This is a genomic window from Opitutus terrae PB90-1, assembly GCF_000019965.1.
In the GTDB taxonomy this organism is placed as follows: Bacteria; Verrucomicrobiota; Verrucomicrobiia; order Opitutales; family Opitutaceae; genus Opitutus; species Opitutus terrae.
Map to the genome: position 1 here is coordinate 5,438,088 of NC_010571.1, position 24,205 is coordinate 5,462,292.

Consider the following 24,205-nt stretch of genomic DNA (forward strand, 5'->3'; position numbering starts at 1 on the left):
AGAACTCAGCCCACGGGCGCCGCCGTGCGCGCGAACAGCACCTCGCGCTCGAGCCAGCCGATCACCGCGTCGAGATTGTGCTCCCGCTTGAGGTCGCAGAGGAGAAATGGCCGCCCGCCGCGCTGCGCCGTGGCATCGCGCGCCATCACCTCGAGATCCGCGCCGACCAGCGGCGCCAGGTCGACTTTGTTGATGATCAGCAGATCGCTGAACCGGATTGCCGGCCCGCCTTTGCGCGGAATTTTGTCCCCTTCCGCCACGTCGATCACGTAGATGAACGCATCGACCAGCTCCGGCGAAAACGTCGCCGTGAGATTGTCCCCGCCGCTCTCCACCAGCAGCAGGTCGAGTTCGGGAAACGTCGCCTCGAGCGCGCGACACGCCTGCTCGTTCATCGTGGTGTCGTCGCGAATCGCCGTGTGCGGGCAGCCGCCCGTCTCCACGCCGGCGATGCGCGCGGCGGGCAGCGCGCTCTGCCGGATCAGGAACTGCGCATCCTCGGAGCAATAGATGTCGTTCGTCACGACCGCCATCGAGAGCCGCTCGCGCAGCCGCTGGCAAAGCTTCAGGCAGAGCATCGTTTTGCCCGATCCCACCGGGCCGCCGATGCCCACCCGCGGCGCGCGCCTCGTTGTTGTTCTCATGGGTCCCATAGATCTCACTCGTTCCGTTCAGCTGATGAACATCCGCGTCTCCGCCCGCTCGTGCCGCGCCGCCGCGACATCGAGCCATGGGTTGAACCAGCCGATCTCGCCGAGCGGAATCCGGCGCGCCGCCGCCACACGCACCGGCGCCTCGCGCAGCATGTCCGTGAGCAGCGTCTGGCAGCCATTCTGGCCGAGCCGGAGCAGCTTCATCGCCGCCGACAGCACCGCGGCCAGCGCCGAATAGACGAGGCCGATCAGCATCGCCTCACAGGGCGCGCCCAACACGCGCGCCTCGAGCGCCGCCGTGATCGCCGGCGAACATGGCCATCGTGCCGCGGCTGCTCGCGCCAGATACTCGCGCGCCAGCGGCGCAGCGTGCAACGCGACCAGCAACTCCGCGCGTTGCCGGCCGATCGCCTCGGCCGCCGTTCTCGCTTCGCGTGCCGTCTTCAGCGCAGACGACAACTCGGAAAGTTGTGCGACGCGCTCCCAATTCTCCGCGCCCAATGCGTCCCACGCATGGGCGGCCAGGGGCAACTCGGACCGATGCAACGCCGGCCACACCGCGTGAAGAAGAAACGCGCGCAGCGTCGCCCGGTCTTTGACGACGCCCGCCAGCACCAGGCCTTCGAGTCCGAACGAGTGCGCATAGCTGCCCGTCGGATAAAACGAATCGCCCGTTTGCAGCAGCGCGCCCAGCCAGCCAAGCGGGGCCGCCGCGTAATCGCTCGCCGGCGGCTCAGTGTCGATGGCTGGGACCGAGCTCATGGGGGGATTGGTGGCCACGCGCAAAGCGCCCTGGCCGAAACACGGCACACGTCGCGCGAAACGGAACTCGCAGGCGCTCCAGCAGTGCTCGCGTTGCCGGTTCGTCAGCGGTGAGGAGGCGCTCCGGCTCGGCCGCGAGGCTCAGATGCAAATTGCCGATCGCCCATCCCACGCCGGCCGCGGCCGAGGGCGGCAGGTCGAGCGGGATTTCCAGCACGGGCTCGGGATCCTGGCGCAAGACATACCGCGCGGTTGCCGACTGGAACACCGTCGCGCCGTCCGCGAGCGGCGCGGCCAGCTCAAAGCCAAACTCCGCTCCGTCCTCCGCGCGACCGCGCCAGATTCGTTTGACGACCGCGCCGCGCTCCGCGCGCAAGGCAATCTCGGGCAGCGTCTCGTCGGGCGCGGCCACAGGACCGTGGATCAGGGTGAGCATCGGCCTCCCAACGGCCCGCCGCAGCCAGTCCGTTCGTGCCCGAATCCGGCGTGTCTCCGAAAGGGAATGTCCCCTGGAGCGAATCTCCCCACGAAGTAACGGAAAGATGCCTCGATGGTAACGCGCGACCGCCGGTCGCGCCGATCGGCAAGCGGCGGGCCGACCGGTCCCGCTTGAGTCGACGCGGCGTCACTGCTTCGGGCAAGTCTCCGCGAGAGATGACATCCGCCGTCGCCAAGTTTCGTTGAGAGCATGACGGCATGCCTTAGCAGCCGGCATGCCTGATCCGCTCATCCGTGCGCGCCGGTCACGCGGCGCCGCAGCACTTCTTGTATTTCTTGCCACTGCCGCAGGGACACGGGTCGTTGCGACCGATCTTCGGCGTTTCCCGCCGCACCGTGTGGCCGACTTCCGGCTGCTGGCCGGTATAAACCCAGTTGCCGCCCTCCCGGCTGAAGAGCGCCGTCTCGAGATGCTCGTGCTCCTGGCCGTCGGACTTGAACCGCGCCGAGAACCGGACCAGCCCCTCGGTGTCCGCCGGCCCGCCTTTCTCGGTGTGCAGGATGCTCAGGCCCAACCACTCCGATTGCTCCGACCAGCGTTTCGCATCGTCGGCGGAATAGTCTTTCCGCTGCGCAGCGGACAGCGACCGCTCCAGGTGTTCGAACGCGTGCCGCGCGTAAGCGGTATAACGCGAGCGCATCAACGCTTCCGCCGTCGGGGCCGGCGCGCCCGCGATGATCGGGCCGCAACACGCTTCGAAACTCAGACCGGAGCCACAAGGACAGTCACTCATGCCGCTGCTTATCGAAGGACAGCCCCCACTCTGCAACACCGGAAGCGCCCAGCTCTTCTTCCCCTCCCCCCCGCTTCCTCTCTCCCTTGCTCAACCCGCCCGCGCCCCCCTGTTCACGCTCCATCGCTAATTTCACGTATTACGTGAAATTAGCCGGATCCTGATCCATCCCGGTGGTCACCGTCGTCCTTAGGCTGTCGCCGGCCACGCCCGATGCAATTTTCACGTAATACGTGAAAATGGTTCCCCCTTGGCGCGGACGGGGGCACGAGTTCATGCCGGGGGATCCAGGGACGCGCTGCGCCGGCTTGCGTCCGCGACGGCGGCGCGTTCCCCTCGGGGCGATGATCGGCGTGTTCGATTCCGGTTTCGGCGGCCTGACGGTACTCGCGTCCTTGCTGAAGACGCTGCCGCGCTACGACTATCTGTTTCTCGCCGACAGCGCCCGCGCGCCCTATGGAGCGCGCAGCGCCGACGTGATCAACGAGTTCACCCTCGAAGCAGTGGAATGGCTGTTCGACCAAGGCTGCCCGCTGGTCGTGCTGGCCTGCAACACGGCCTCCGCGCGCGCACTCCGCAACCTCCAGCAACTCCACCTGCCAGCGCATCGCCCGGACCGCCGCGTCCTGGGCGTGGTCCGTCCCTCGGTCGAGGCGCTCGCCGGATTGCCGCCAGGCGCCATTCCCGGCGAAACCGCGCCGTCCCTCGCCACAGGCACCGTGGCAGTTCTCGGCACCGCCAGCACGATCGCCTCCGACTCCTACGCGATCGAGCTGCAGAAACTCGCCCCCGGGCTCACCTTGATCCAACAGCCCTGTCCGATGTGGGTACCGCTGGTGGAAGCCGGAGAATTGGACGGTCCCGGCGCCGAGTATTTCCTCCGGCGTTCTCTCGAACCCGTGCTGAACCGCGCGCCGCTTCCGCAGCGATTGCTCCTCGGCTGCACGCACTATCCCCTGCTGCTGCCGGCGATCCGCCGGCTGGTTCCCGCTTCGGTCGAAATTCTCGACCAAGGGGAAATCGTCGCCACGCGGCTCGCCGACTGGCTGCAGCGCCATCGTGATCACGAGGCGCGGTTGACGCGGAATGGCACCCGGCGGTTTGTGACGACCGATGATCCCGCCTGGTTCGCCCAGCGCGGCGAAAAACTGCTCGGTCGCCCGCTGCACGCCGAGCGCGTACACCTGCGCGCGCGCGGATGAGGTGCCCGCGGTCGACACGGAACACGTTTTCGCGTCCCGCAGTGGCGAAGCCCCAGGCCTTGGTTATGCTCGACGGGCCGGCCGTTTCTCCCCGTTTGTTTCCTTCCCGACGCTCCGTCATGGCCCTCCCTCCGCTGCAGACTGTAACGGCCACCTCCGAGGCGTGCGGACGCCGCGATGTTCGGAAAGTGCTCCCCGTGTTCCCTCCCGAAATCGAAACCGTGCAGTCGACGGAGCTCCCGCGGAGCGACCAACGCACTATGCTCCCGGCGAAACCGGCGACGCACCACGTGCCGGCGTGAGACTCATCCTGCCCGCGCCATGCCGCCGCTCGCAGCTCAGCGCCCGGACCGTTTCGCCACTGCGGCTGCCAGCGGATTCGGATTGGTCGAGCTGCGCACCCACTCGCCGCTGATCGCGCAGGTGTTGCCGAGCGGGGCGCTCTTCGCGTTCCGCCACGACACGCTGCTGCTGAATCAACTGCTGCCCGGACCCGCGGAGGACGGACTGGCTCGGCTCCTCCTGCGGTGGCGCGCCGCAGGTGACGAAACCGGCAGCGCGCGGAGCGACGGCGCGGCGCGCCAACCCGCCTGCTGGGCTCCTTTGATCGGAAGCGGCGTGAGTTTCGCACGACTCGATGACACCACGGCCGTGTGGCAGACCGAACCGCTGCCGGGCCTCGCCTGTGAGACGCGGCTGACGCTGCATCCATCGCTGCCCGCCTGGGCCTGGCGGATCCGCCTGCGCAATCAGACGCCGCACGCGCTGCGCTTGGACGCACTTCACGCGCAGGATCTCGGGCTCGCCGACGAGGCTGCGGTCCGCAACAACGAAGCTTACACCTCGCAGTATATCGACCTCCTGCCGATCGCCGACGAACAACTGGGGTGGGTGGTTCTCGCCCGGCAAAATCAGCCGGCATCGGGCGGGCGTCAGCCCTGGTTGGCTTTGGGCTGCCTGCAGGGTGGAAGCGCGTTCTGCACCGATGGATGGCAGTTCTTTGGCGCGGACCACCGCTTGACGGGTGAACCGGCCGCGCTCCGCATGGCCCAGCTGCCGTCACGCCGGCTCCAATACGAGGGCGCGCTCGCCGGCCTGCAAAGCCGGGGCGAGGTCGTGCCGGCCGGAGCGACCCAGGAGATCGTCTTTGTGGCCCGCTTCGTCGCGGATCACCCGGCCGCCTCCACCGCCGCAGACGTGACGTTGCTGCGTGAAGCGCTGCCCGGATTCGCCGATCGGCCCACGGCGGCAGGTCCGCGGGAAGTGTCCCGCCCCGTGCCCACGCTTTTCTGCACGGCCCCGTGGTGGCACGGCGATGAGCCGGGCCGCTCCGAGCTGGCGAAGTGGTTTCCCGAATCGCATCGCCACGTCGAGAGGGACCAGGACGGGCGCATCCTGTCGTTTTTTTCCGGCGAACACACCCACGTCGTGACGCGCACGAAGGAAGCGGGTGTGCTACGCCCGCACGGCCATGTGCTGCGGTCCGGTGATCCGTCATGGAACGACGAGCAGCAGTTTGGCGTCACCGCCTACGCCGCGGGGATTTTCGCCGCCCAGACCTACCTCGGAAACTCAAGCCTAACGCGATTGCTGCCCGTCGTCCGCAACGCCTTGGGACTCGTGCGCGGATCCGGCCAGCGCGTTTTTGTGCGTCACGCCGACGGATGGCGGCAACTCGGGCTCCCGTCGGTTTTCGCCCTGACGCCGCAAGAGGTGCGGTGGATCTACCAATTCGGGTCGGACCGCATCGAAGCGCGGCTGTGGTGCTCGCGCGAATCGCCGGCCGTGTTCCTCGAACTGCAGGTGCACGAGGGCCGTCCGCGCGAGTTTCTCGTCACGCACCAACTCGCGCTCGGCGCGAACGAATTCGAGCACCCGGGAGACGTCGTGTTGCATCGCGCCGGGAGCTGGATCCAATGCCGCCCGTCAAGCGCAAGCCTGGCGTACCAGCAGGTCCCCGGCACCTGCTTCGCCATCGCCGCCGCGGAGCCAGCGAGCGGCATCGTGCTCGGCGGCGACGAGCTGATCTGGGCCGATGCGACGCCGCGCAACAGCCCCTATGTGGCGCTGCGCACGCCGGCGGTGAGCCGCTGCGGAATCATCCAAGCGGGCACGACGCAGGGCAGCCTCGCGCTGCCCGCGCTCGTGGCCAGTGTTCGCGCGGAATTCGCGCGACGACGCGATCATTCGGACGACTACGCTTTCGGCCTCAAACTCAGCCACGGCGGCGACGTCCGCGTGGCGCGAATGAACGAGGTGCTGCCCTGGTTCGACCAGAACGCGTCGATCCATTTTTCCGCGCCGCGCGGGTTGGAGCAATACGGCGGCGCCGCCTGGGGCGTGCGCGACGTCTGCCAGGGTTCGATCGAATGGCTCCTCGCCAGCGGCCGGCTCGCGATCGCGCGACGCACGCTGATCACGGTGTTTGGCCAACAGTATTTCGGCGCCGGTGCCGAGGCGGATCTCACCGGGACGTGGCCGCAGTGGTTCATGTTTCCTCCGTTCCAGTTCATCCAGCACGCGCACAGCCACGGCGACGTCTGTTTCTGGCCGGTCAAGGCGCTGTGCGACTACGTCGAGGCGAGCAACGATCTCGCGGTGCTCAACGAGCACGCCGATTACACGAGCCCGAAGGATTTCGCGCCCGCCGATCGTCCCGAAACGATCTGGGCTCACTGCGATCGCGTCATCGCGCACGCGGAGTCGCGCTTCGTCGCGGGCACGGCGCTCGTCAACTATGGCGATGGCGATTGGGACGATACCCTGCAGCCGGCTGATCCGGCGATGCGGTCGCGAATGATCAGCGCGTGGACCGTGGCGCTATCCTACCAGACGTGGCTTCAGCTTCACCGCGTCGCCGTGCGGGTGGGCGACGCCGCACGCGCGTCCCGACTCGCGGCCCTGCTCGAGCGAATCAGGGCCGACTTTTCCCGGTATCTCATGCCCGCCGGTATCGTCGCCGGGTTTCTCGTCACCGACTCCGAGGTGGGAGCCCGCGGGCGACCGCTGTTGCATCCGGAGGACCAGCGCACGGGCATCCGTTACCGGCTCCTGCCGATGACGCGCTCGATCCTGGCCGAGCTCTTCACGCCCGCGGAAGCAGCGCAACACCTGAGCCTCATCGAAAAGGAGCTTCGCTATCCCGACGGCGTGCGACTGATGAGTGAACCGGCCACCTACCACGGCGGACGCGAGACGCTGTTCAAGCGCGCCGACACGGCGGCCAATGTCGGCCGCGAAATCGGACTCCAGTATGTGCACGCTCATCTCCGCTACGCCGAGGCGCTCGCCAAACTCGGCGAAGCCGAGCGGTTCTGGTGGGCCTTGCAGGTGGTGAATCCGGTCGCGCTCGCCGCGTCGGTTCCCCATGCCGCGCCGCGGCAGAGCAATGTCTATTTCTCCAGCTCCGACGCCGATTTCGCCGACCGCTATGAGGCGGCCGCGCGCTGGACGGAGTTGCGCGAGGGACGCGTCGCGGTGCGCGGCGGCTGGCGCCTCTACTCCAGCGGGCCGGGCTTGTTTCTCCACAAGGTGCGCACGTGCCTGCTCGGGCTCCGCGAATCCTTCGACACGTTCCTGTTCGATCCGGTGCTGCCGCGCGAACTCGATGGTCTTGTGGCACACGCGCGCGTGCTGGACCGGCCGGCGGAGTTGCACTACCGCGTCCGAGCCCGCGGCTTCGGGCCGAAACGAATTTCCCTCAACGGCGACGCGCTCCCGAGTCTCGGGCGGGAGACGAACCGTTACCGTGACGGCGGTCTGCGCGTCGACCGTGCCTTGCTGTTGGCGCGGCTCACCGCTCCGCTGAATCGAGTCGAAATCGAACTCTAGTCGCGACCGCTCTCCCCGTCCCCACGCTCATGATCGCGCCACCCCGCCATACGACCGCGCCCGCCGATCGGGTCCCCGTCCAGCAGAAGATCGCCTACGGGCTGGGCGCGATCGTCACGATCGTCGCGGTCAACTCCGTCGTTCAACTCACCAGCCTGGTTTATGTGGTGGGCTTGGGCATCAGCGCCATCTGGATCGGCTATGCGCAGGCGTTCCCGCGCTTGTGGGACGCCTTGGTGGATCCGTTTCTGGGCAACCTCTCCGACAACTCCCGCTCGCGCTTTGGCCGGCGCATCCCGTTCCTCGTCGTCGGCGGCGTGTTGATCGGCGTCGCGTTCTGGCTGCTGTGGACGGTGCCGCGCGATTGGAGCAAGCCCGCGATGTTCACCTATTTCGTCGTCGCGTCCTTGTTCTTCTACACGGTCGTCCCGATCTATGCGATTCCGCACGGCGCGCTCGGGATGGAGATGACCGACGACTACCACGAGAAGACGAGCATCTTCGCCTACGCCAGTTTCATCGGCAACGTCGGCGCCATCGCACTCCCGTGGATCTATTTCCTCGCCAATCGCCCCGTCTTCGGCGGCGACACGGTGAACGGCATCAAATGGGTCTGCATGGGCATGAGCGTGATCCTCACCATCGCCGCGATGGTGTGCGCCTTCGTCTGCAAGGAGCGGAAGTTTCAACAGGCGAGCACGCAACAACGCGTGCCCATCATCGAGAGCTTCAAGACAACCTACCGCAACGGAACGTTCGTCCGGCTCGTGACCGCGTTCGTGCTGCTCATCGTGGCCTTCCAGCTGGTGATGGGCTTCAACAACTACATCACGATTTTCTACCTCTACGGCGGCAACACCGACGCGGCGTCGCGGCTCATGGCGCACAACGGCACCTTGTGGGCGGCGATCGGCATCGCGGGCGTTTTTCCGATGACGTGGATCGCGAAACGTTTCGGCAAGCGCCACGCGGTCCTTTTCGCGCTGGCCCTGATCATCGGCGGCAACCTCGTCAAAATCGTCTGCTACAACCGCGACTATCCGTATCTCACGATGATCCCGACGATGTGCCTCTCGCTCGGTATGGTCATCGCGTTCTCGCTCGTGAACGCGATGATCGCCGACATCTGCGACGAGGACGAACTTGCCTCCGGCCTGCGCCGCGAAGGCATCTACTTCGCGGTCTACAACTGGTGGTGGAAGGTGGCGGTCTCGATCGCCACCGTACTCAGCGGTTATCTGCAGCGCCTGACGGGCTTCGTCGAAGGCGCGCCGACGCAGACCGAGGCCACGCTGTTTTCGCTGCGCGCCTGGGAAATCGGCCTGCCGCCGGCGCTTTGCCTCCTCAGCGTCTGGCTGCTGCTCAAGTATCCTCTCACGGAAGCGCGCGCCTACGAGATCAAGGCGATCCTCGAGCAGCGGAAGGCGACCGACCCCGCCGGCGCGTAGGCGGACCGGCATGAGCCGCGGAGCCACCCGATCTGGGCGGCGATCGAATCGCGTGGCGCTGGCGCGTCAGAAAAGGAAATACCGCTGCGCCATCGGCAGTTCGCGCGCCGGCTCACAGGTGAGCACGCGTCCGTCGGCTTTCACGGTGTACGTTTCCGGGTCCACCTCGATGTGCGGCAGCGCGTCGTTGAGCACCATGTCACGCTTGCCGATCCGCCGGCAGTGTTTCACCGGCTCGAGCCTGCGCGCCAGTCCCGCATCGCGAAAGGTGCCGTGATCCAGCGCCGCCTGGCTCACGAAGGTCAGGCTCGTGCTCGTGAGCGCACGGCCGGCGGCGCCGAACTGCGGCCGGTAAAAGGTCGGCTGCGGCGTGGGAATCGACGCGTTCGGGTCGCCCATGTTCGCCCAGGCGATGAATCCGCCCTTCAACACGAGCTCGGGTTTCACGCCGAACAGCGCCGGCTTGAAGAGCACCAGATCGGCGAGCTTGCCGACCTCGAGCGAGCCGACTACGTGCGCGATGCCCTGCGCGATCGCGGGATTGATCGTGTATTTCGCGAGATAACGCAGCGCGCGGAAATTGTCGGCCGCCGGATGTGCGCCGCCGGCCAGCGCACCGAATTGCTGCTTCATCTTGTGCGCGGTCTGCCACGTCCGGATGATCACCTCGCCCACCCGGCCCATCGCCTGCGAATCCGACGACATGATCGAAATCGCGCCGAGATCGTGCAGGCAGTCCTCCGCCGCGATGGTTTCCGGTCGGATCCGCGACTCGGCGAATGCCACGTCCTCCGGGATTTTTGTGTCGAGGTGGTGACACACCATCAGCATGTCGAGGTGCTCGTCGATGGTGTTGACGGTGAATGGACGGGTCGGATTCGTCGACGAGGGCAGTACGTTCGGTTCGCCGCAAACGCGGATGATGTCCGGCGCGTGCCCGCCGCCGGCGCCTTCGGAGTGGAACGTGTGAATCGTCCGGCCCTTGAACGCGCGGATCGTCGCCTCGACGAAACCCGCTTCGTTCAGCGTGTCGGTGTGAATCGCCACCTGCACGTCGAACTCGTCCGCCACGCCGAGGCAAACATCGATCGCCGCGGGGGTCGTCCCCCAATCCTCGTGCAGCTTCAGCCCGATGGCGCCGGCCAGCACCTGTTCGCGCAGCGGCGCCGGCGTGCCGCAGTTGCCCTTGGCGAGAAAGCCGAGGTTCATCGGATACGCCTCCGCCGCCTCGATCATCCGGCGCAGATTCCAGGCGCCCGGCGTGCACGTGGTCGCAAACGTGCCCGTCGCCGGCCCGGTGCCGCCCCCGAGCATCGTGGTGATGCCCGACGAAATCGCCTCCTCGATCTGCTGCGGACAAATGAAATGAATGTGGGTGTCGATCCCCCCGGCGGTCACGATGCAGCCCTCGCCGGCGATCACCTCGGTCGCCGCGCCCACGATCATCGGGTTCTTTTTTCCGGTGCGCGGATCCACGAACGTCGAACCGAGCCCGCTCTGAATGCCGGGGTTTCCGCCGTGGCCGATCCCGACGATCAGTCCGTGCTTGATGCCGAGGTCCGCCTTGATCACGCCCAGCCGTGAATCGAGGATGAGCGCGTTGGTGATGATGAGGTCGAGTGAATCGGCATCGCGCGCCGTGGGCGACTGGCCCATGCCATCGCGAATCACCTTCCCGCCGCCGAATTTGATCTCGTTCCCGTAACCCCCGCCCTCGGCGATGAGATCGCGCTCCACCTCGACCAACAGATCCGTGTCCGCCAGTCGGACGCGATCACCGACGGTCGGACCGAACATCTCCGCGTATTGGCGGCGGGTGAGTTTCAGGGGCATGGGAAAGATCAGCCGCGAAGTCTGAACAAGGTATGGATCAGAGCTTTCCGTTCACCCGGGCGTTGAGTCCGTAAACCTCGCGGGCGCCGGCGAGCGCGACGAGTTCCACGCGCTTCGTGTCGCCGGCTTCGAACCGCACGGCCGTGCCGGCCGGAATGTTGAGCCGGAATCCGCGCGTCGCGTCGCGATCGAACTCCAGCGCCTCGTTGGTCTCGAAGAAGTGATAGTGCGACCCGACCTGGATCGGGCGGTCGCCCGTGTTTGCCACGGTCAGCACCTTGGTCTCCAGGCCGGTGTTCGCGTCGAGCGGCAAGCCGGCGGCGGGAATGATTTCTCCAGGAATCATGGGACTTTCGATTTTGGATTTTCGATTTTCGATTGGCCGATCAGCGGCACGGGAGCAGGTGCGGCGGTTTTTGCCCGCCAAGGTTCCAACCGGATCGGCAATCGGAAATCGAAAGTCCAAAATCGAAATTCATCGGATCGGATGGTGCACCGTCACGAGCTTGGTGCCGTCGGGAAACGTGGCCTCGACCTGCACCTCGGGGATCATTTCGGCCACGCCGGCCATCACCTGTTCGCGTTGCAGGATCGTCGTGCCGTAGCTCATCAGTTCCGCCACGGACCGCCCGTCGCGCGCGCCTTCGATGATCTCGTAGGTGATGATCGCGACCGCCTCGGGATAGTTCAGCTTCAGTCCGCGCGCCTGCCGGCGCCGCGCGAGGTCCGCCGCCGTCACGATCAAAAGTTTTTCGCGTTCGCGCGGAGTCAGGTGCATGAGGGTGAGGGTTGAGAGCTGAGAGTTGAGGGATGAGAGCCGGAAAACCCCAGTCGATGCGTTTCGGTCGAATGCGCGGGAGCCATCCGCGTCGATCCGAAGGCTCGGGCTCTCAACTCTGAACCCTCAACTCTCAACTCCCCTTTCATACCTGCAGATGCTGCTTCACCACAGCGTCGCTCAGCGCGGCAATCGGACCGCGCGCCACCACCGCGCCGCGATCCATCGCGTAGAAACGGTCCGCGACGTCCCGGCAGAAATCGACGTATTGCTCGACGAGCAGGATCGCGAGCGAGCCCTCCCGCTTGAGTTCCTTGATCGCATGCTGGATCTCCGCGACCGGATTTTCGTGCAGCCCCTCCGTCTTGAGTTTCTTCAGCGTGTCCCCGATGTGATCGATCACGGACGGTTGGATTCCTTCAGTCGGCTCGTCGAGCATCAACAGCCGCGGATTCGTCAATAGCGCCCGCCCGATCGCGAGCTGCTGCTGCTGACCGCCGGACAGCACCCCGCCCTTTCGGCCCAGCATTTCCTTCAATACCGGAAACAGGTTGAACACGCGCTCGCGCGCCGCCGCAGCGGCCGCGCGGCTGCGCGGATGCACGACCAGACCGATCTCCAAATTTTCGGCGACCGTGAGGTGCGGGAAAATATCGCGCCCCTGGGGCACGTAGGCCACGCCCATCCGCGCCCGGACGTCCGGCGGCGTTTTGTGCAGGGCGCGGCCGTCGAACACGATCGTCCCGCTGCGCACCGGCAGCAGGCCGGCGATCCCCCGCAGCGTCGTGGTCTTGCCCACGCCGTTGCGACCCATCAATGCGACGACCTCGCCCGTGTTCACGTTAAGCTCCACCCCCCGCAGGATCCGCGAGCCGGCGATGTCGGCTTCGACCGAAGAGAGTTGAAGCAGCGAACTCATTTTTGAACCGCCTGGATCGCGCCGGACGTGGAAACATCCACGCCTCCGCGTTCTCCGCGCCCTTCGCGTTTCAACACAACGTTGCCGTCCATTTCAGTGTTTTCCCCGCCCGAGGTAAACCTCGCGCACGCGTTCGTCGGCCTGCACCTCGTCGAACCGGCCTTCGCACAGCACGGTGCCCTGATGCAGCACGGTGACCTTGCCGTCGCGGGCAATCTGCCGCACGAAGGTCATGTCGTGCTCGACGACGATGATGCTGTGCTTCTCCGCGAGGCTGATCAGCAGGTCGCCGGTGCGCGCCGTTTCATCATCGGTCATCCCCGCGGCCGGTTCGTCCACCAGCAGCAATTGCGGATCCTGCGCCAGCAGCATGCCGAGCTCGAGCCACTGCTTCTCGCCGTGCGCCAGCCGGCCCGCCGGTACCGCGCGCTTCGCCTCGAGCCGGACCGTACGCAGCAGCGCGTCGATCCGGTCGCGCTCGGTCGACGTGGGGCGATGCCACAGCGTCGCGAACACGCCGCGCGGACCCTGCAGCGACAGCAGCAGGTTCTCGAACACGGTGTGCTCGGCGTACACCGAGGGCGTTTGAAACTTCCGCCCGATCCCGAGCCGGTTGATCTGATACTCGTTCATCCCGGTGAGATCGGTGTTCCAGCCAAACTCAATCCGACCAGTATCCGGCTTCGCCCGGCCGGTGATCAGATCGAAGAACGTCGACTTGCCCGCGCCGTTGGGGCCGATGACCGTCCGTAGTTCGCCCCGGTCGAGGTAGAAGGTCAGGTTCGAGATGGCCTTGAACCCATCGAACGTCTTGCTCACGTCCTCGACGAGCAGCAGGAGATTCGTTTTTTCGGCGGCAAGCTTCATGACGACGACACGGCCGGAGTTTCGACGCGCGGGAGCGCTGCGGCCGGGCCGCGGCGCCGCTGCCGCCACCATGTCCGGATTCGCCCCGGCACGCTCACGATCCCGCCGGGGAGAAACAGCACGACGAGGATGAACATCGCGCCGAGCAGCAGCAGCCAGAGATCCGGATACGCGCGCGTGGCCCAGCTCTTGAGCGCGTTGATGGTGATCGCGCCCACCACGGGACCGACCAGCGTGCCACGGCCGCCCACCGCGACCCACACCACGGCCTCGAGCGACTTGTCGGGCGTCATTTCCGATGGATTGATGATCCCCACCTGCGGCACGTAGAGCGCGCCGCCGACGGCGGCGATCAGCGCGGCCACCACGAAGACGAAGAGCTTGAAATGTCCGGCCGCATAACCGCTGAACAGCACGCGGTTCTCGCCGTCGCGAATGGCGCGCTGCACCAGCCCGAATTTCGTCCGGCTCAGCCAGCGGCAGCCGAGGAACACGAGCACCAGCGCGACGGCCGTCGCGACGTAAAGCGCCCGCTGCGTGGCGGCGCTGCGCAGGTCGTGCCCGAGGATGAACTTGTAGTCGGTGAATCCATTGTTGCCGCCCATCAGCAGGTCGTTGCGAAAAAGCACCAGCGACGCGCCATAGGTCAGCGCCTGCGTGAGAATCGAGAAATACACGCCCTTGATCCGCGCGCGAAACGCCAGAAAGCCGAATCCCAGCGCGACCACGCCCGGCAGCAGCAACACCATCGCCGCGGCAAACGGGAATTGGTCGAACGGCTTCCAGAACGAGGGCAGCTCGGTCCAGCCGAGAAAAACCAAAAAATCCGGGATCGGCTTTCGATACTGCCCGAGGTCCCCGATCATCCGCATCAGATACATGCCCATCATGTAGCCACCGAGGCTAAAGAAGAGCGCCTGACCGAGGCTGAGCAGGCCGGTGTAGCCCCAGAGCAGATCCACCGAAATCGCGAGCAGCGCGTAGCACAGATACTTCGCCCAGAGGTTCAGCGTGAAATCGCTGATGAGCCCCTGCGCGTTGAGCAGCGGAAAAACGACGATCAGCAACAGCGCGACAAGGGCGATCGCGCCCAGTTCAGCCCGGCGGACGCGATCGGGCGGCGAGGGCTGAACATCGACCGTCGAAGTCCGAGCGCCCCGCGCAGCAACATCTGGCGGTTCGTCGCCCAAGACTCCGCTTGCGGATTGCGAGGTTCGATGTTCGACCTTCGGCGTTCGCTGTTCGACGTTCATTTCAACCCTCCAGGCTGCGGCTGCGCGTGACGAAGATTCCCGCCGGCCGCCACTGCAAAAACAGGATGATCGCGATCAGCACGGTAATTTTTCCCAGCACCGGATTTAGCAGCAGCTGCTGGAGCGTCTGGTCGGACATCCCGATGCCCAGCGCGGCGAGGACGGTGCCCGCGAGGTTGCCGACTCCGCCGACGACCACGGTCATGAAGCTGTCGACGATGTAACTCTGGCCGAGCGACGGCCCGACGTTGCCGATCTGGCTGAGGAACGCTCCCGCCAGCCCCGCGAGTCCGCTGCCGAGCGCAAAGGTCGCCATGTTCACCCGCTCGGTCCGCACGCCGAGGCAGGCCGCCATCGCGCGGTTCTGCATCACCGCGCGAATCAGCAGCCCGAGCGACGTGCGCGTGAGCACCAGCCACACGCCCAGCACGATCACGCCGGCGAACCCGATCACGAAGACGCGATTCCAGCCGAAGATGATGTCGTTGAACGTCCAGTTGCCGCTCAGGAACGCGGGACTGCTCACCTGCACGTTGTTGGAGCCGAAGACCCGCCGGAACAGCTGCTGCAGTACGAGCGACACGCCCCACGTGGCGAGCAGGCTCTCGAGCGGGCGGCGATAAAGAAACCGGATCACGCCGCGCTCGAGCAACAGGCCCATCGCCGCCGCGGCGAGAAAGCTCAGCGGCAGCGCGAGCAGGAAATAACCTTCGTATCTCCAGCCCTGCGCGTTGAGTCCGGGCAGGCTGATCGACCAGCCGAACGGCGACAGGGCCAGCCCGGCGCCAAATAGATTTTGCACGACGTACGTCGTGTAGGCGCCCACCGCGATCATCTCGCCATGCGCCATGTTGATCACGCCCATCAGGCCGAACGTGATCGCCAACCCCAGCGCAACCACGAGCAGAATGCTGCCGAGGCTCAGCCCGCGAAACAGCGTTCCGAAAAAATTCACCGCGGTGACGTGTTCGTCGATCGCGCGCAACGCCGAGCGTGCGGCGGCGGCGAGCGCCGGATCGCCCGCGATCTCGGGGGACTTCGCCGCGAGCTTGATCGCATCCGCGCTGCCGATCGTGTGCAGCGCCTGGAGTTCCCGCAGGGCCGCGAGCCGGCCGTCGCGCGGCGCATGCTTGAGCTGGATCAGCGCGATGGCCTCGCGCAGCGCCAGCTGCACGCCCGCGGTCTGCTCGATCCGCTGCCGGGCCTCCAAGGCGAATAGCTTGTCGAGCTGCTGACCGTAGCCGAACGTCCGGATAGCGCGAATGCGCCGCGCCGCCTCCGGATGCGCGAGATCAGCGACATCGAGCACGGTTTTCATCACGCGCCGCAGTGCCGCCGTGTGCTCCACCGGTACGAGCGAGCCCGGCGCCAGCCGCGCCGGCCCGTCACTGGCGTCCAGCAGCAGTTCGCCCGTGTCGACGCGCCGGGCGCGCCGGCGGCCGTTGGCCTCCGGTTCCCCCTCGAGCGTGACCGGCACGCGTTCCCCCGCGGCCGTCGTGGCGACGAAGAGCGCGTCCTCGCGCCACGCCGCGAGCAGCGGCCCGATCGCCGCATCAGCCTCGCCGGCCAGCGCGCGGATCAGTTCCATCCGCTGCGCCGGCGCCTCGGCGAGGATCGCCCGCGCGATCGTCTGCCGCGCCGATTCCTGCGCGGCCATCACGACCGCAGGCCACAATCCGAGACAGAACAGGATTCGAATCACAGAAACCACGGGGAAGGGAAATGGGAAGGTGATGGGAACGGAACCGGAACCGCCGCGGGCCACCGCCGCCGGTAGCAGGGAGCGAGCCAGTTCACCTACGCGGCGAACGAACGAGGCGGCGGATCGTCCCGCCGCCACGCCAGTCGAACATCGTCGACTCCGGTCGTTTTCTCGGGACGTGGCGGGGACGATCGGCTCCGTCGAACGGACAGGGAGCCTACTGGGCCGTCGCGACGGCCGCGGCCTTGAACTTGCCCTTGAGCCACGGCTCGCCGACGACGTTGTCGAACGACTTCACGATCTTGAACTGGCCGTCGGCGCGCGTCTCGCCGATGTAGACGTTTTTCGTGAGGTGCATGTTGGGCTGCGTCGTCACGCGGCCGCCCGGCCCGTCGAACGACACGCCGCTCTTCCACGCGGCGCGCACCGCGTCGACGTCGAAGGTTCCCGCCTTTTCGACGCAGGCCTTCCAGAGATGCACGCCGGCGTAGCTCAGCACCATCGGCGAGCAGGTCACGCGGCCCTCCTTCACGATGCCCGGCACCTTCGTCGTGCCCAGCCACTTTTGGAATGCGCCGACGAACTGCTTGTTGGCCGGCGTATCGAGCGACTGGAAATACGTCCAGCAGCCCAGCTGACCGACGAGCTGCTTCGCCGGCAGGCCGCGAAATTCATCCTCCGAAATCGAGAACGACACCACCGGGCAGGTGTCGGACGTCAGCCCCGCCGCGGCGTACTCCTTGAAGAACGGAACGTTCGTGTCGCCGTTCAGCGTGCTGATGACGCAGGCGTCGCCGGAGGCGGCGAACTGTTTGATCTCGGCGACGATCTGCTGGTAGTCGGTGTGGCCGAACGGCGTGTATTTGCCGGCGGAGATGATTCGGCCCGACTCGTCGCGCTTGAAGCCACCGCCGATGTTCTCGAGCGGCACGCCCTTGCTCAGCAGATATTCGAGCAGCACGAGATTGGTGGTCTGCGGATAAACGTAATCCGAACCGAGCAGGTAGAACTTCGTCTTGCCCTCGGCGAGATAGTAGTCGACCGCCGGCGTCGCCTGCTGGTTCACCGCTTCGGCGGTGTAGGCGACGTTCTGGCTTTCCTCCTCGCCCTCGTATTGGACGGGGTAGAACAGCAGCCCGTTGTTTTTCTCGAACACCGGCAGCACGGACTTGCGGCTTACGGACGTCCAGCAGCCGAACACGACGGCGACCTGGTCCTGCTCCAGCAGCTGCTTCGCCTTTTCGGCGAACAGCGGCCAGTTGGATGCGCCGTCGACGACGACCGGCTCGATCTGCCGGCCCAGCACGCCGCCTTGCGCGTTGATCTCGTCGAAGGCGAACAGCAGCACATCGCGCAGCGAGGTTTCGCTGATCGCCATGGTGCCGCTGAGCGAATGCAGCACGCCGACCTTGACGGTCTCAGCCGCGGCGAGGGAGCCGGCCAAAGCGCTCAGGGCAAACACCCCGGCGCCGAGTAGGGAAACGAGTTTTTTGGTCATGACTGTTGGGGGAGGAATGGCGGTGGCCAGACACACGCGTGGCGGGCCACCCTGGTTGTGGAGCGGAAAACGTGAGGGGAGCGCCGCGCCGCCGCCGGGCGGGCGCGGCCAAGGTGCGGCCGAGGGCCGCCACCACCTAGAATTTGAATACGGCCTGCACGCCGTAGAACGTGTAGTCGCCCGTGTCGCCCTCGCCCACGGAGACCTCCGCGCGCAGCGCGAGATTCGCATTGATCGTGTAGGTCGGCGCGATCGTGTACTTCGTATCACTGCCCCCGCCGTCCCACTCGACGCCGCTGACTCGGAATGCGGTCGAGAACTGGTCGTTGAACTTGTAGCTCAGGAAGGCGAGCCAGCCGTCCATGACGTCGTTCTGCGTGTCGTATTCGGCGGCAATCGTCACCTTGTCGGTCAGCGCATAGCTCGCCCACAGGTCGAAGATGAACAGGTCGTCGGCGGCGCCGTCGGTGTCCTCCAGCGCCACGCCGGCAAACACCGTGAGCTTGTCGATGCCGGTGTAGGTGACCATCGCCTCCCAACCGATATCGTCGCTGTATTCGCGATCTCCCTCGAAGAAACCCCGCGGGCCCGAGAACACCGAATCCACCACGGCCAGCCCGGCCGAGAAACCGGCGCCGGTGTAATCGAGCTTCGCGCCGGTGTGGTAGGCCGGAATGGCGAAGATCGTCGAACCGTAGGTGAGCTGCGCCATGTTGACCGGATCGAACGCCTCGTAGCCCAGGTAACTCAGGAATTTTCCGCCGGTGATCTTCAAGCCCGCGCCGGTGTCGTAGGTCGCATACGCGTCGAGCAGGCCGGCCTCATTGGCCGCGCCCGGCAGGTAGAGCACGCTCCCATAGGCGCTGAACTGTCCCGCGCTGCCGAGCAGGCCCAGCTTGATGGCATCGGCGTTGACCACCGCGGGAGAGCCCTTGCTCTCGAAATACGTGTCGATGTTGTCCCCGCCGTCGACGTCTGTGTTGGTGGCGGCGCCGATGGCGTAGCCATTCACACTGAAGTGCTCATTCACCTTCACGTCGGCCTGGGCTGCGACAACCGCCGCCAGGGTGAGCACCGCGCTCGTCAGCTTGGAGATAGGCTTGATCATAGTAGGTAGGATGTGTTGTAGGCCATCGCGCCCGCTGATTGGGTCGGTCGCGAGTTTGCGGAGACCTTAGCAGATCGCTTGCCAGCCTCGCGGCGGCCTGTCTGCGTCGTGTCATATCCGACCGCCGTCTGGCGGTTTCCTCCTCTGCCACACCTCACTGCTGTGAAACGCCTTCTTTCCTCTCTCCTGCTCCTCGCTGGTAGCACGCTGTCGCCGCTCGCGGCCGCCGAAACCGCGCCCGCGGTCGCGCCCCTACCGGAAATGACGTGGACCGTCACGCCCGCCGTGACCTCCCAGTATTTGTTTCGTGGAGTCCGGCTCGCGGGCGCCTCCTTGCAGCCGGCCGTCGATTTCGCTTATGGCCCGCTCGCGCTGGGCCTGTGGAGCAGCGTGGCGCTCGAGGATCACGCGTCCGGCGATGGCGATCCCGAAATCGATTTCTACGGCTCCTACACGATCCCCCTGCTGCGCTGGTCCCGGGTCGAAGCGGAGCTCGTTCCCGGCTTCCAGCTCTACACGTATCCGGATGCCGAACGCAGCCGCGGCTATTATCGCGCGACGTTAGAGCCGAGCGTCGGGGCCAATCTCATCATAGCCGGCGTGAAGCTCACGCCCAAGGCCTACTACGATTTCATGCTCAAGGGCGCCACCTTCGAGTGCGCCGCCGCCGTGGCGGTGCCGCTTCCGGCGCTGGGCACGGAGCTCGAACTCTCGGCGAGCATCGGCACGTTCCGGTGGAAGGACATCGCCGCCGACGTCGATCCCGCCGTGAAAAACTGGGGCGACTACTGGACGGTAGGCGCCGCGGTGCCCTATCAGGTGACGGCGAACAGCAGCGTAAAGCTCACCGTCCTCTATTCCGAAGGCCGTAACAATTTCTTCAAGCAGGGCACGTCGCCCCGCGAAGAGAACGAGTCCGCCGTCGGCCGCGCCGCGGTGACGCTCAGCTACGCGATCGACCTCTGAGCGCCGCGGCGCGAGCCGCGGTCATTTCTTCTCCGGCTCGGCCGTGGCGCGGAACGTACCGCTCTCAGCGGCACGCACGAAGCCTTCCGTCACGCTTTTCAGCTCTTCCCACCGCGCGCGGATCTTCTTCGCTTCGTCCTTGGTGATCGCGTCGTCGGCCGCGGACATTGCGATCGTGGCGAGCATGTCGGCGAACTCCTGCACGATGTCGTTGGTCACCGGGATGAGCGCGCCGCCCGGCGGGAAATTGTGCGGATTGCGGATATAGAAGCCGCCCGCCTGCTCACAGACCCACTGCGCGATGTGCGCGTCCTTCGTGATGCGGACCAACTGGCCCACGCGATCGAGGGGGCTGCTGGCGCCGCTTTCCCCTTCGGGCGGCTCGGCCCATTTGTAGATCAGCGACAGCGACAGACCCATGTCGGCCGCGATTTGTTTGGCACTTGTGCGCTTGAGTACCTCGCGCATCAGCTCGTGGGCATCCATCGGCGGCGAGCGTGCGGGCGCACCTCGAAAAGGCAATCCTGCGCTGCCACGGGCGCACGCGCCGGGGCCGCGGCGGCGGACCGGTGAAATGCCGACGACCGGCTCATGCGGCAGTCTGATCCCTCGTTGGCGGACGATCAGAATAACTTCGCACATTTTTTCGCGTGCTAACCCTGGCCTCCTGCGGCTGACTGGAGACCATCCAATGAACATTCACGAGTATCAGGCGAAAGCGCTTTTCGAAAAATTCGGGGTTCTGGTCCCGAAGGGAGCGCCAGCCAAGACGCCGGAAGAATTTGTCACTGCGCTCGCCCAACTCCCCGAGGGCATGATCGTGGTCAAATCGCAGATCCACGCCGGCGGGCGTGGCAAGGGCACGTTTACCGACGGCTTCAAGGGCGGCGTCAAGGTCTGCAAGTCCAAGGCCGAAGCCCGCGAGGCCGCCGGCAAAATGCTGGGCAACACGCTCGTCACCGCGCAAACCGGCCCCGCCGGACGCAAGGTCCAGACGATCTACTTCAATGTCGGCAGCCAGATCAAAAAGGAATACTACCTCGCGATCCTGCTCGACCGCGCGACCTCGCGCCCGGTGATCGTCGCCTCGACGGAAGGCGGCATGGAAATCGAGAAGGTGGCGCATGACACGCCCGATCGGATTTTCAAGGTCCACGTCGATCCGGCCTACGGCCTGGCCGACTTCCAGGTGCGCGAGCTGGTCTTCAAGCTCGGGTTCACGGCCGCGGAAGGGAAGAACGCGAGCAAGCTGATTCGCGCCCTGTATCGGTGCTTCTGGGAAAACGATGCGTCGATGGTCGAGGTCAACCCGCTCATCACCACGCCCGACGGCCAGGTCGAGGCGCTCGATGCGAAGGTCGCCTTCGACGACAACGCGCTCTTCCGGCATCCCGAACTCGTGGAACTCCGTGATCTCAACGAGGAGGACCCGAAGGAAATCGAGGCCTCGAAACACGAGCTCAACTACATCGCGCTCGACGGCAACATCGCCTGCCTGGTCAACGGCGCGGGCCTGGCCATGAGCACGATGGACATCATCAAGCATTTCGGCGGCACGCCCGCGAACTTCCTCGACGTCGGCGGCGGCGCCTCGCGCGAACAGGTCGTCGCTGCGTTCAAGATCATTCTCGGCGACAAAAACGTCCGGGGCATCCTCGTAAACATCTTCGGCGGAATCATGGACTGCAACGTGATCGCGCAGGGCATCGTCGATGCCGTGAAGGAAGTCGGCCTCGAACTGCCGCTGGTCGTGCGGCTCGAGGGGAACAACGTGGCGGCGGGCAAGGCCACCCTGGCCACGTCCGGCCTGAAGCTCGTCTCCGGCGACTCGATGGCCGACGCCGCACAGAAAATCGTGAAGCTGGTCGCCTAGGGGACCTGAGTTGAGAGTTGAGGGATGAGTGTTGAGGGCCCCAAACCCGACGCTCCGCTCTCCGAACCGCTCTCAACTCTCAACCCTCATCTCTCAACTCCTTCTTCCATGTCCATTCTCGTCACTCCTGAAACGAAGATCCTCATTCAAGGCATCACCGGCGAATTCGGTGCGCGCCACACAAAACTGTCGCTCGACTACGGCACCCAGGTCGTCGCCGGCGTCACGCCCGGCAAGGGCGGCCAGTTCTTCGAACACAACGGCGCGAAGGTGCCGATCTTCAACTCCGTCAAGGACGCGGCCGCCGCCACCGGCGCCACCGTATCCGCCATCTTCGTGCCGCCGCCGTTTGCGGCCGACGCCGTCCTCGAGTGCGTCGATGCGGAGCTCGCGCTCGCCGTCGCCATCACCGAGGGCATTCCCGTCCGCGACATGGTGCGCGTAAAGCGCGTCATGCAGGGCCGCAAGACCCGCGTGGTCGGCCCGAACTGCCCCGGCATCGTCACGCCCGGCACGGGCAAGGATTCCTCCGGCGGATGCCGCATCGGGATCGCGCCCGGTTACATTCACAAAAAGGGTCACGTGGGCGTGGTGTCCCGCTCGGGCACGCTTACCTACGAGGCTGTTTATCAGCTCACCACTCGTGGCATCGGCCAGACCACGTCCGTCGGTATCGGCGGCGACCCAGTCAACGGCTCGTCGCATCTCGACGTGATCAAGATGTTCAACGACGACCCCGAGACGTACGGCATCATCATGATCGGCGAAATCGGCGGCAACGCCGAGGCCGAGGCCGCGCGCTGGATCAAGGCGAACTGCAAGAAACCGGTCGCCGGCTTCATCGCGGGCGCCACGGCTCCCGCCGGCCGCCGCATGGGCCACGCCGGCGCGGTGATCGGCGGCAAGGAGGACACCGCTGCCGCGAAGATCGCGATCTTCAAGGAATGCGGCATCGAGGTCGCCGTCACGCCGAGCGACATGGCCGACGCGCTGATCCGCGCCGCCCAGGCTCGCGGCGTGAAGCTGTCGTAGCTTCGCCCGCAGCTCGCCGCGCTTCTCTCCCCCGCCACCCCGCGCTCTTCGGCGCGGGGTGTTGCTTATGGAGCCGCGGCGGCGCGTCGCCGATCGAGCTGACCATGCCGTAGCCCGAGGGGGCGATGCTGTGGAGCCCGTAGCGCACGCGCTCCCGGGAAAATTTGTCCACTCACCCGGTGGTCGAGGATATGATCGATCGCGTAGCCGATCCGAATGAAGAGCCCCTCGACCTCATATTCGCCGTTTTCCTCGATCTTACTGCGCTCGGTCCGCACGTGATCGATGAGCCGTCTCTTCCGCCAAATCAGTTTGCTCAGGTCGAAGCGGAGTGAGGAGACATTTTTGGTAATGTCACCGGCGGATTCGGCGAACGTCACGAGCACGCCAGGCTCGCCTAATGGCGTCGTGCCACGCACCAAAAACTCGATCGCCATCAGTGATTTGCCGCATCCGGCGGCACAGCACACCAACTTCGGGCCGCCGCGAGGCCCACCGCCTCGGGTGATATCATCAAACCCGGCGATGCCCGTGGGCGCTTTTACGAACTGGGGAGGCTCGGTCGGAGTCTGATCCGCCATGACGAACGACCAGGGGAAGCAGGCGCATTTGGGGGGAGGAAAATGCGGACTGTTCCAGACCGAAGTCCCGCCTCACGTTCCGATTCGAGCCGATTTTGGCGGCGCGAAAAAAATGCTGGACAGCTGGTTGGCCCGTCGCATGGTCACGCCTGCATCAGGAACGAGCCAGCCTTCAACTGCAGGCTCCGCCAACCGGGCCAGGAGCGGCCACGGTGGATCGGGGGAGACCCCGGATGTGCGCCTCTCGCGAGAGCGGCGAACCAGTAACGCTCCGAGGATGAGACCGACCTGATGCCAAGGTCGGTTTTTTTATTCTCCTCCTGGTGCGAGGCACAGAGTCACACACAGATCCACCCACCCATGAGTACGCTAGCCAACCTGCCCGGCCTCCGCGTGGACGCCGAGAACCCGAACCATCACCTGTGGGACAACCACGGCACCTGGTTCCTCCACTACACGATCCACCCCACTCCCTTCACCAAGGAGCGCATTCGCCGCTCGCTTGGCACCAAGGACGTCCGGGTGGCCCGTGAACGGCGCGATCACTTCTTTGCGACGCTGGCGAGCAACGCCGCGGCCAAAGCAGTGGCCACCACGCGCAAGGAAGTCGCCGCCTAAACCCACGGCGGATCCAATCCAGCTCCGGATTCACCCTCCGGAGTGCCGG

22 protein-coding genes are annotated in these 24,205 nt (G+C 65.9%); 7 read left to right on the forward strand and 15 right to left on the reverse strand.

Going from position 1 to position 24,205, the window contains the following annotated elements; translation table 11 throughout:
• Positions 1 to 5: 5 nt before the first annotated feature.
• The 4 genes from ureG to OTER_RS21290 form a co-directional block, all read right to left on the reverse strand.
• Positions 6 to 644, reverse strand: a complete 639-nt coding sequence (gene ureG / locus OTER_RS21275; RefSeq protein WP_012377014.1) for an urease accessory protein UreG — start codon at positions 642 to 644, stop codon at positions 6 to 8.
• A 27-nt stretch (positions 645 to 671) separates the two neighbouring features.
• Positions 672 to 1,415 carry an urease accessory protein UreF gene (locus OTER_RS21280; RefSeq protein WP_012377015.1) on the reverse strand — a complete coding sequence of 248 codons (744 nt, stop codon included), beginning with the start codon at positions 1,413 to 1,415 and terminating at the stop codon, positions 672 to 674.
• A complete protein-coding gene (locus tag OTER_RS21285; protein ID WP_012377016.1) occupies positions 1,387 to 1,851 on the reverse strand; it encodes an urease accessory protein UreE in 465 nt (154 codons plus the stop codon). Before OTER_RS21285 ends, OTER_RS21280 begins: the two co-directional genes overlap by 29 nt.
• 307 nt (positions 1,852 to 2,158) lie before the next feature.
• Positions 2,159 to 2,647 carry a YchJ family protein gene (locus tag OTER_RS21290; RefSeq protein ID WP_012377017.1) on the reverse strand — a complete coding sequence of 163 codons (489 nt, stop codon included), beginning with the start codon at positions 2,645 to 2,647 and terminating at the stop codon, positions 2,159 to 2,161.
• A gap of 344 nt (positions 2,648 to 2,991) precedes the next feature.
• Between OTER_RS21290 and murI the strand changes: the two genes are divergently transcribed.
• The 3 genes from murI (at position 2,992) to OTER_RS21305 (ending at position 9,128) form a co-directional block, all read left to right on the forward strand.
• Positions 2,992 to 3,849, forward strand: coding sequence for a glutamate racemase (gene murI, locus OTER_RS21295; protein WP_012377019.1), 858 nt, complete (start codon positions 2,992 to 2,994; stop codon positions 3,847 to 3,849).
• Between the two features lie 321 nt (positions 3,850 to 4,170).
• A complete protein-coding gene (locus tag OTER_RS21300; RefSeq protein ID WP_012377021.1) occupies positions 4,171 to 7,680 on the forward strand; it encodes a GH36-type glycosyl hydrolase domain-containing protein in 3,510 nt (1,169 codons plus the stop codon).
• Between the two features lie 29 nt (positions 7,681 to 7,709).
• Positions 7,710 to 9,128: an MFS transporter gene (locus OTER_RS21305; RefSeq protein ID WP_012377022.1), complete on the forward strand. Its 1,419-nt coding sequence runs from the start codon at positions 7,710 to 7,712 to the stop codon at positions 9,126 to 9,128.
• A gap of 66 nt (positions 9,129 to 9,194) precedes the next feature.
• On the opposite strand, the gene ureC is transcribed toward OTER_RS21305, so the two are convergent.
• From ureC to OTER_RS21350, 9 genes are all read right to left on the reverse strand, one after another.
• The gene (ureC, locus tag OTER_RS21310) at positions 9,195 to 10,961 is read right to left on the reverse strand and encodes an urease subunit alpha (RefSeq protein WP_012377023.1); all 1,767 of its coding nucleotides are present in this window, start codon (positions 10,959 to 10,961) and stop codon (positions 9,195 to 9,197) included.
• 37 nt (positions 10,962 to 10,998) lie between these two features.
• Positions 10,999 to 11,307, reverse strand: a complete 309-nt coding sequence (locus OTER_RS21315; RefSeq protein ID WP_012377024.1) for an urease subunit beta — start codon at positions 11,305 to 11,307, stop codon at positions 10,999 to 11,001.
• A 129-nt stretch (positions 11,308 to 11,436) separates the two neighbouring features.
• Entirely contained in the window at positions 11,437 to 11,739 is a 303-nt protein-coding gene (locus tag OTER_RS21320; protein WP_012377025.1) for an urease subunit gamma, read from the reverse strand.
• 145 nt (positions 11,740 to 11,884) lie between these two features.
• Positions 11,885 to 12,658, reverse strand: a complete 774-nt coding sequence (locus tag OTER_RS21325; protein ID WP_012377026.1) for an ATP-binding cassette domain-containing protein — start codon at positions 12,656 to 12,658, stop codon at positions 11,885 to 11,887.
• Positions 12,659 to 12,751: 93 nt separating this feature from the next.
• Positions 12,752 to 13,525 (reverse strand): urea ABC transporter ATP-binding protein UrtD, encoded by a 774-nt coding sequence (gene urtD / locus OTER_RS21330; RefSeq protein ID WP_012377027.1) that lies wholly within the window; start codon positions 13,523 to 13,525, stop codon positions 12,752 to 12,754.
• Complete coding sequence (gene urtC / locus OTER_RS21335; protein ID WP_012377028.1) at positions 13,522 to 14,778, reverse strand: urea ABC transporter permease subunit UrtC; 1,257 nt, start codon at positions 14,776 to 14,778, stop codon at positions 13,522 to 13,524. The genes urtD and urtC overlap by 4 nt, the downstream gene beginning before the upstream one ends.
• 1 nt (position 14,779) lies before the next feature.
• Positions 14,780 to 16,489: an urea ABC transporter permease subunit UrtB gene (gene urtB / locus OTER_RS21340; protein WP_044892800.1), complete on the reverse strand. Its 1,710-nt coding sequence runs from the start codon at positions 16,487 to 16,489 to the stop codon at positions 14,780 to 14,782.
• Positions 16,490 to 16,697: 208 nt separating this feature from the next.
• Positions 16,698 to 17,978 carry an urea ABC transporter substrate-binding protein gene (urtA, locus tag OTER_RS21345; protein WP_012377030.1) on the reverse strand — a complete coding sequence of 427 codons (1,281 nt, stop codon included), beginning with the start codon at positions 17,976 to 17,978 and terminating at the stop codon, positions 16,698 to 16,700.
• Between the two features lie 136 nt (positions 17,979 to 18,114).
• The gene (locus OTER_RS21350; protein WP_012377031.1) at positions 18,115 to 19,086 is read right to left on the reverse strand and encodes an outer membrane beta-barrel protein; all 972 of its coding nucleotides are present in this window, start codon (positions 19,084 to 19,086) and stop codon (positions 18,115 to 18,117) included.
• 162 nt (positions 19,087 to 19,248) lie between these two features.
• Here OTER_RS21350 and OTER_RS21355 point away from each other — a divergent pair, with 162 nt between their 5' ends.
• The gene (locus OTER_RS21355; protein WP_158305503.1) at positions 19,249 to 20,052 is read left to right on the forward strand and encodes a TorF family putative porin; all 804 of its coding nucleotides are present in this window, start codon (positions 19,249 to 19,251) and stop codon (positions 20,050 to 20,052) included.
• A 21-nt stretch (positions 20,053 to 20,073) separates the two neighbouring features.
• Here OTER_RS21355 and OTER_RS21360 read toward each other — a convergent pair whose 3' ends face one another.
• The gene (locus tag OTER_RS21360) at positions 20,074 to 20,751 is read right to left on the reverse strand and encodes a phage regulatory CII family protein (protein ID WP_237702402.1); all 678 of its coding nucleotides are present in this window, start codon (positions 20,749 to 20,751) and stop codon (positions 20,074 to 20,076) included.
• On the opposite strand from OTER_RS21360, the gene sucC reads away from it, so the two are divergent.
• Together sucC and sucD are read left to right on the forward strand one after the other, a co-directional pair.
• Positions 20,744 to 21,925: an ADP-forming succinate--CoA ligase subunit beta gene (gene sucC, locus OTER_RS21365; RefSeq protein WP_012377034.1), complete on the forward strand. Its 1,182-nt coding sequence runs from the start codon at positions 20,744 to 20,746 to the stop codon at positions 21,923 to 21,925. The two genes, OTER_RS21360 and sucC, sit on opposite strands and share 8 nt — an antisense overlap.
• Before the next feature lie 108 nt (positions 21,926 to 22,033).
• Positions 22,034 to 22,957, forward strand: coding sequence for a succinate--CoA ligase subunit alpha (gene sucD, locus OTER_RS21370; protein WP_012377035.1), 924 nt, complete (start codon positions 22,034 to 22,036; stop codon positions 22,955 to 22,957).
• Between the two features lie 65 nt (positions 22,958 to 23,022).
• Here sucD and OTER_RS21375 read toward each other — a convergent pair whose 3' ends face one another.
• Positions 23,023 to 23,538, reverse strand: coding sequence for an ATPase domain-containing protein (locus OTER_RS21375; RefSeq protein WP_012377036.1), 516 nt, complete (start codon positions 23,536 to 23,538; stop codon positions 23,023 to 23,025).
• A gap of 360 nt (positions 23,539 to 23,898) precedes the next feature.
• Between OTER_RS21375 and OTER_RS21380 the strand changes: the two genes are divergently transcribed.
• Positions 23,899 to 24,156, forward strand: a complete 258-nt coding sequence (locus tag OTER_RS21380; protein WP_012377037.1) for a hypothetical protein — start codon at positions 23,899 to 23,901, stop codon at positions 24,154 to 24,156.
• The last annotated feature ends 49 nt before the right edge of the window (positions 24,157 to 24,205 follow it).

Coding starts and splice junctions, on each gene's coding strand:
- sucC (WP_012377034.1), top strand. CDS start 20,744: ATGAACATTCACGAGTATCAGGCGAAAGCGCTTTTCGAAAAATTCGGG.
- OTER_RS21305 (WP_012377022.1), top strand. CDS start 7,710: ATGATCGCGCCACCCCGCCATACGACCGCGCCCGCCGATCGGGTCCCC.
- OTER_RS21325 (WP_012377026.1), bottom strand. CDS start 12,658: ATGAGTTCGCTGCTTCAACTCTCTTCGGTCGAAGCCGACATCGCCGGC.
- OTER_RS21360 (WP_237702402.1), bottom strand. CDS start 20,751: ATGTTCATTGGATGGTCTCCAGTCAGCCGCAGGAGGCCAGGGTTAGCA.
- murI (WP_012377019.1), top strand. CDS start 2,992: ATGATCGGCGTGTTCGATTCCGGTTTCGGCGGCCTGACGGTACTCGCG.
- sucD (WP_012377035.1), top strand. CDS start 22,034: ATGTCCATTCTCGTCACTCCTGAAACGAAGATCCTCATTCAAGGCATC.
- urtD (WP_012377027.1), bottom strand. CDS start 13,525: ATGAAGCTTGCCGCCGAAAAAACGAATCTCCTGCTGCTCGTCGAGGAC.
- ureC (WP_012377023.1), bottom strand. CDS start 10,961: ATGCCCCTGAAACTCACCCGCCGCCAATACGCGGAGATGTTCGGTCCG.
- OTER_RS21320 (WP_012377025.1), bottom strand. CDS start 11,739: ATGCACCTGACTCCGCGCGAACGCGAAAAACTTTTGATCGTGACGGCG.
- urtA (WP_012377030.1), bottom strand. CDS start 17,978: ATGACCAAAAAACTCGTTTCCCTACTCGGCGCCGGGGTGTTTGCCCTG.
- OTER_RS21380 (WP_012377037.1), top strand. CDS start 23,899: ATGAGTACGCTAGCCAACCTGCCCGGCCTCCGCGTGGACGCCGAGAAC.
- ureG (WP_012377014.1), bottom strand. CDS start 644: ATGAGAACAACAACGAGGCGCGCGCCGCGGGTGGGCATCGGCGGCCCG.
- OTER_RS21375 (WP_012377036.1), bottom strand. CDS start 23,538: ATGGCGGATCAGACTCCGACCGAGCCTCCCCAGTTCGTAAAAGCGCCC.
- OTER_RS21285 (WP_012377016.1), bottom strand. CDS start 1,851: ATGCTCACCCTGATCCACGGTCCTGTGGCCGCGCCCGACGAGACGCTG.
- OTER_RS21290 (WP_012377017.1), bottom strand. CDS start 2,647: ATGAGTGACTGTCCTTGTGGCTCCGGTCTGAGTTTCGAAGCGTGTTGC.
- OTER_RS21350 (WP_012377031.1), bottom strand. CDS start 19,086: ATGATCAAGCCTATCTCCAAGCTGACGAGCGCGGTGCTCACCCTGGCG.
- OTER_RS21315 (WP_012377024.1), bottom strand. CDS start 11,307: ATGATTCCTGGAGAAATCATTCCCGCCGCCGGCTTGCCGCTCGACGCG.
- urtC (WP_012377028.1), bottom strand. CDS start 14,778: ATGAACGTCGAACAGCGAACGCCGAAGGTCGAACATCGAACCTCGCAA.
- OTER_RS21300 (WP_012377021.1), top strand. CDS start 4,171: ATGCCGCCGCTCGCAGCTCAGCGCCCGGACCGTTTCGCCACTGCGGCT.
- OTER_RS21280 (WP_012377015.1), bottom strand. CDS start 1,415: ATGAGCTCGGTCCCAGCCATCGACACTGAGCCGCCGGCGAGCGATTAC.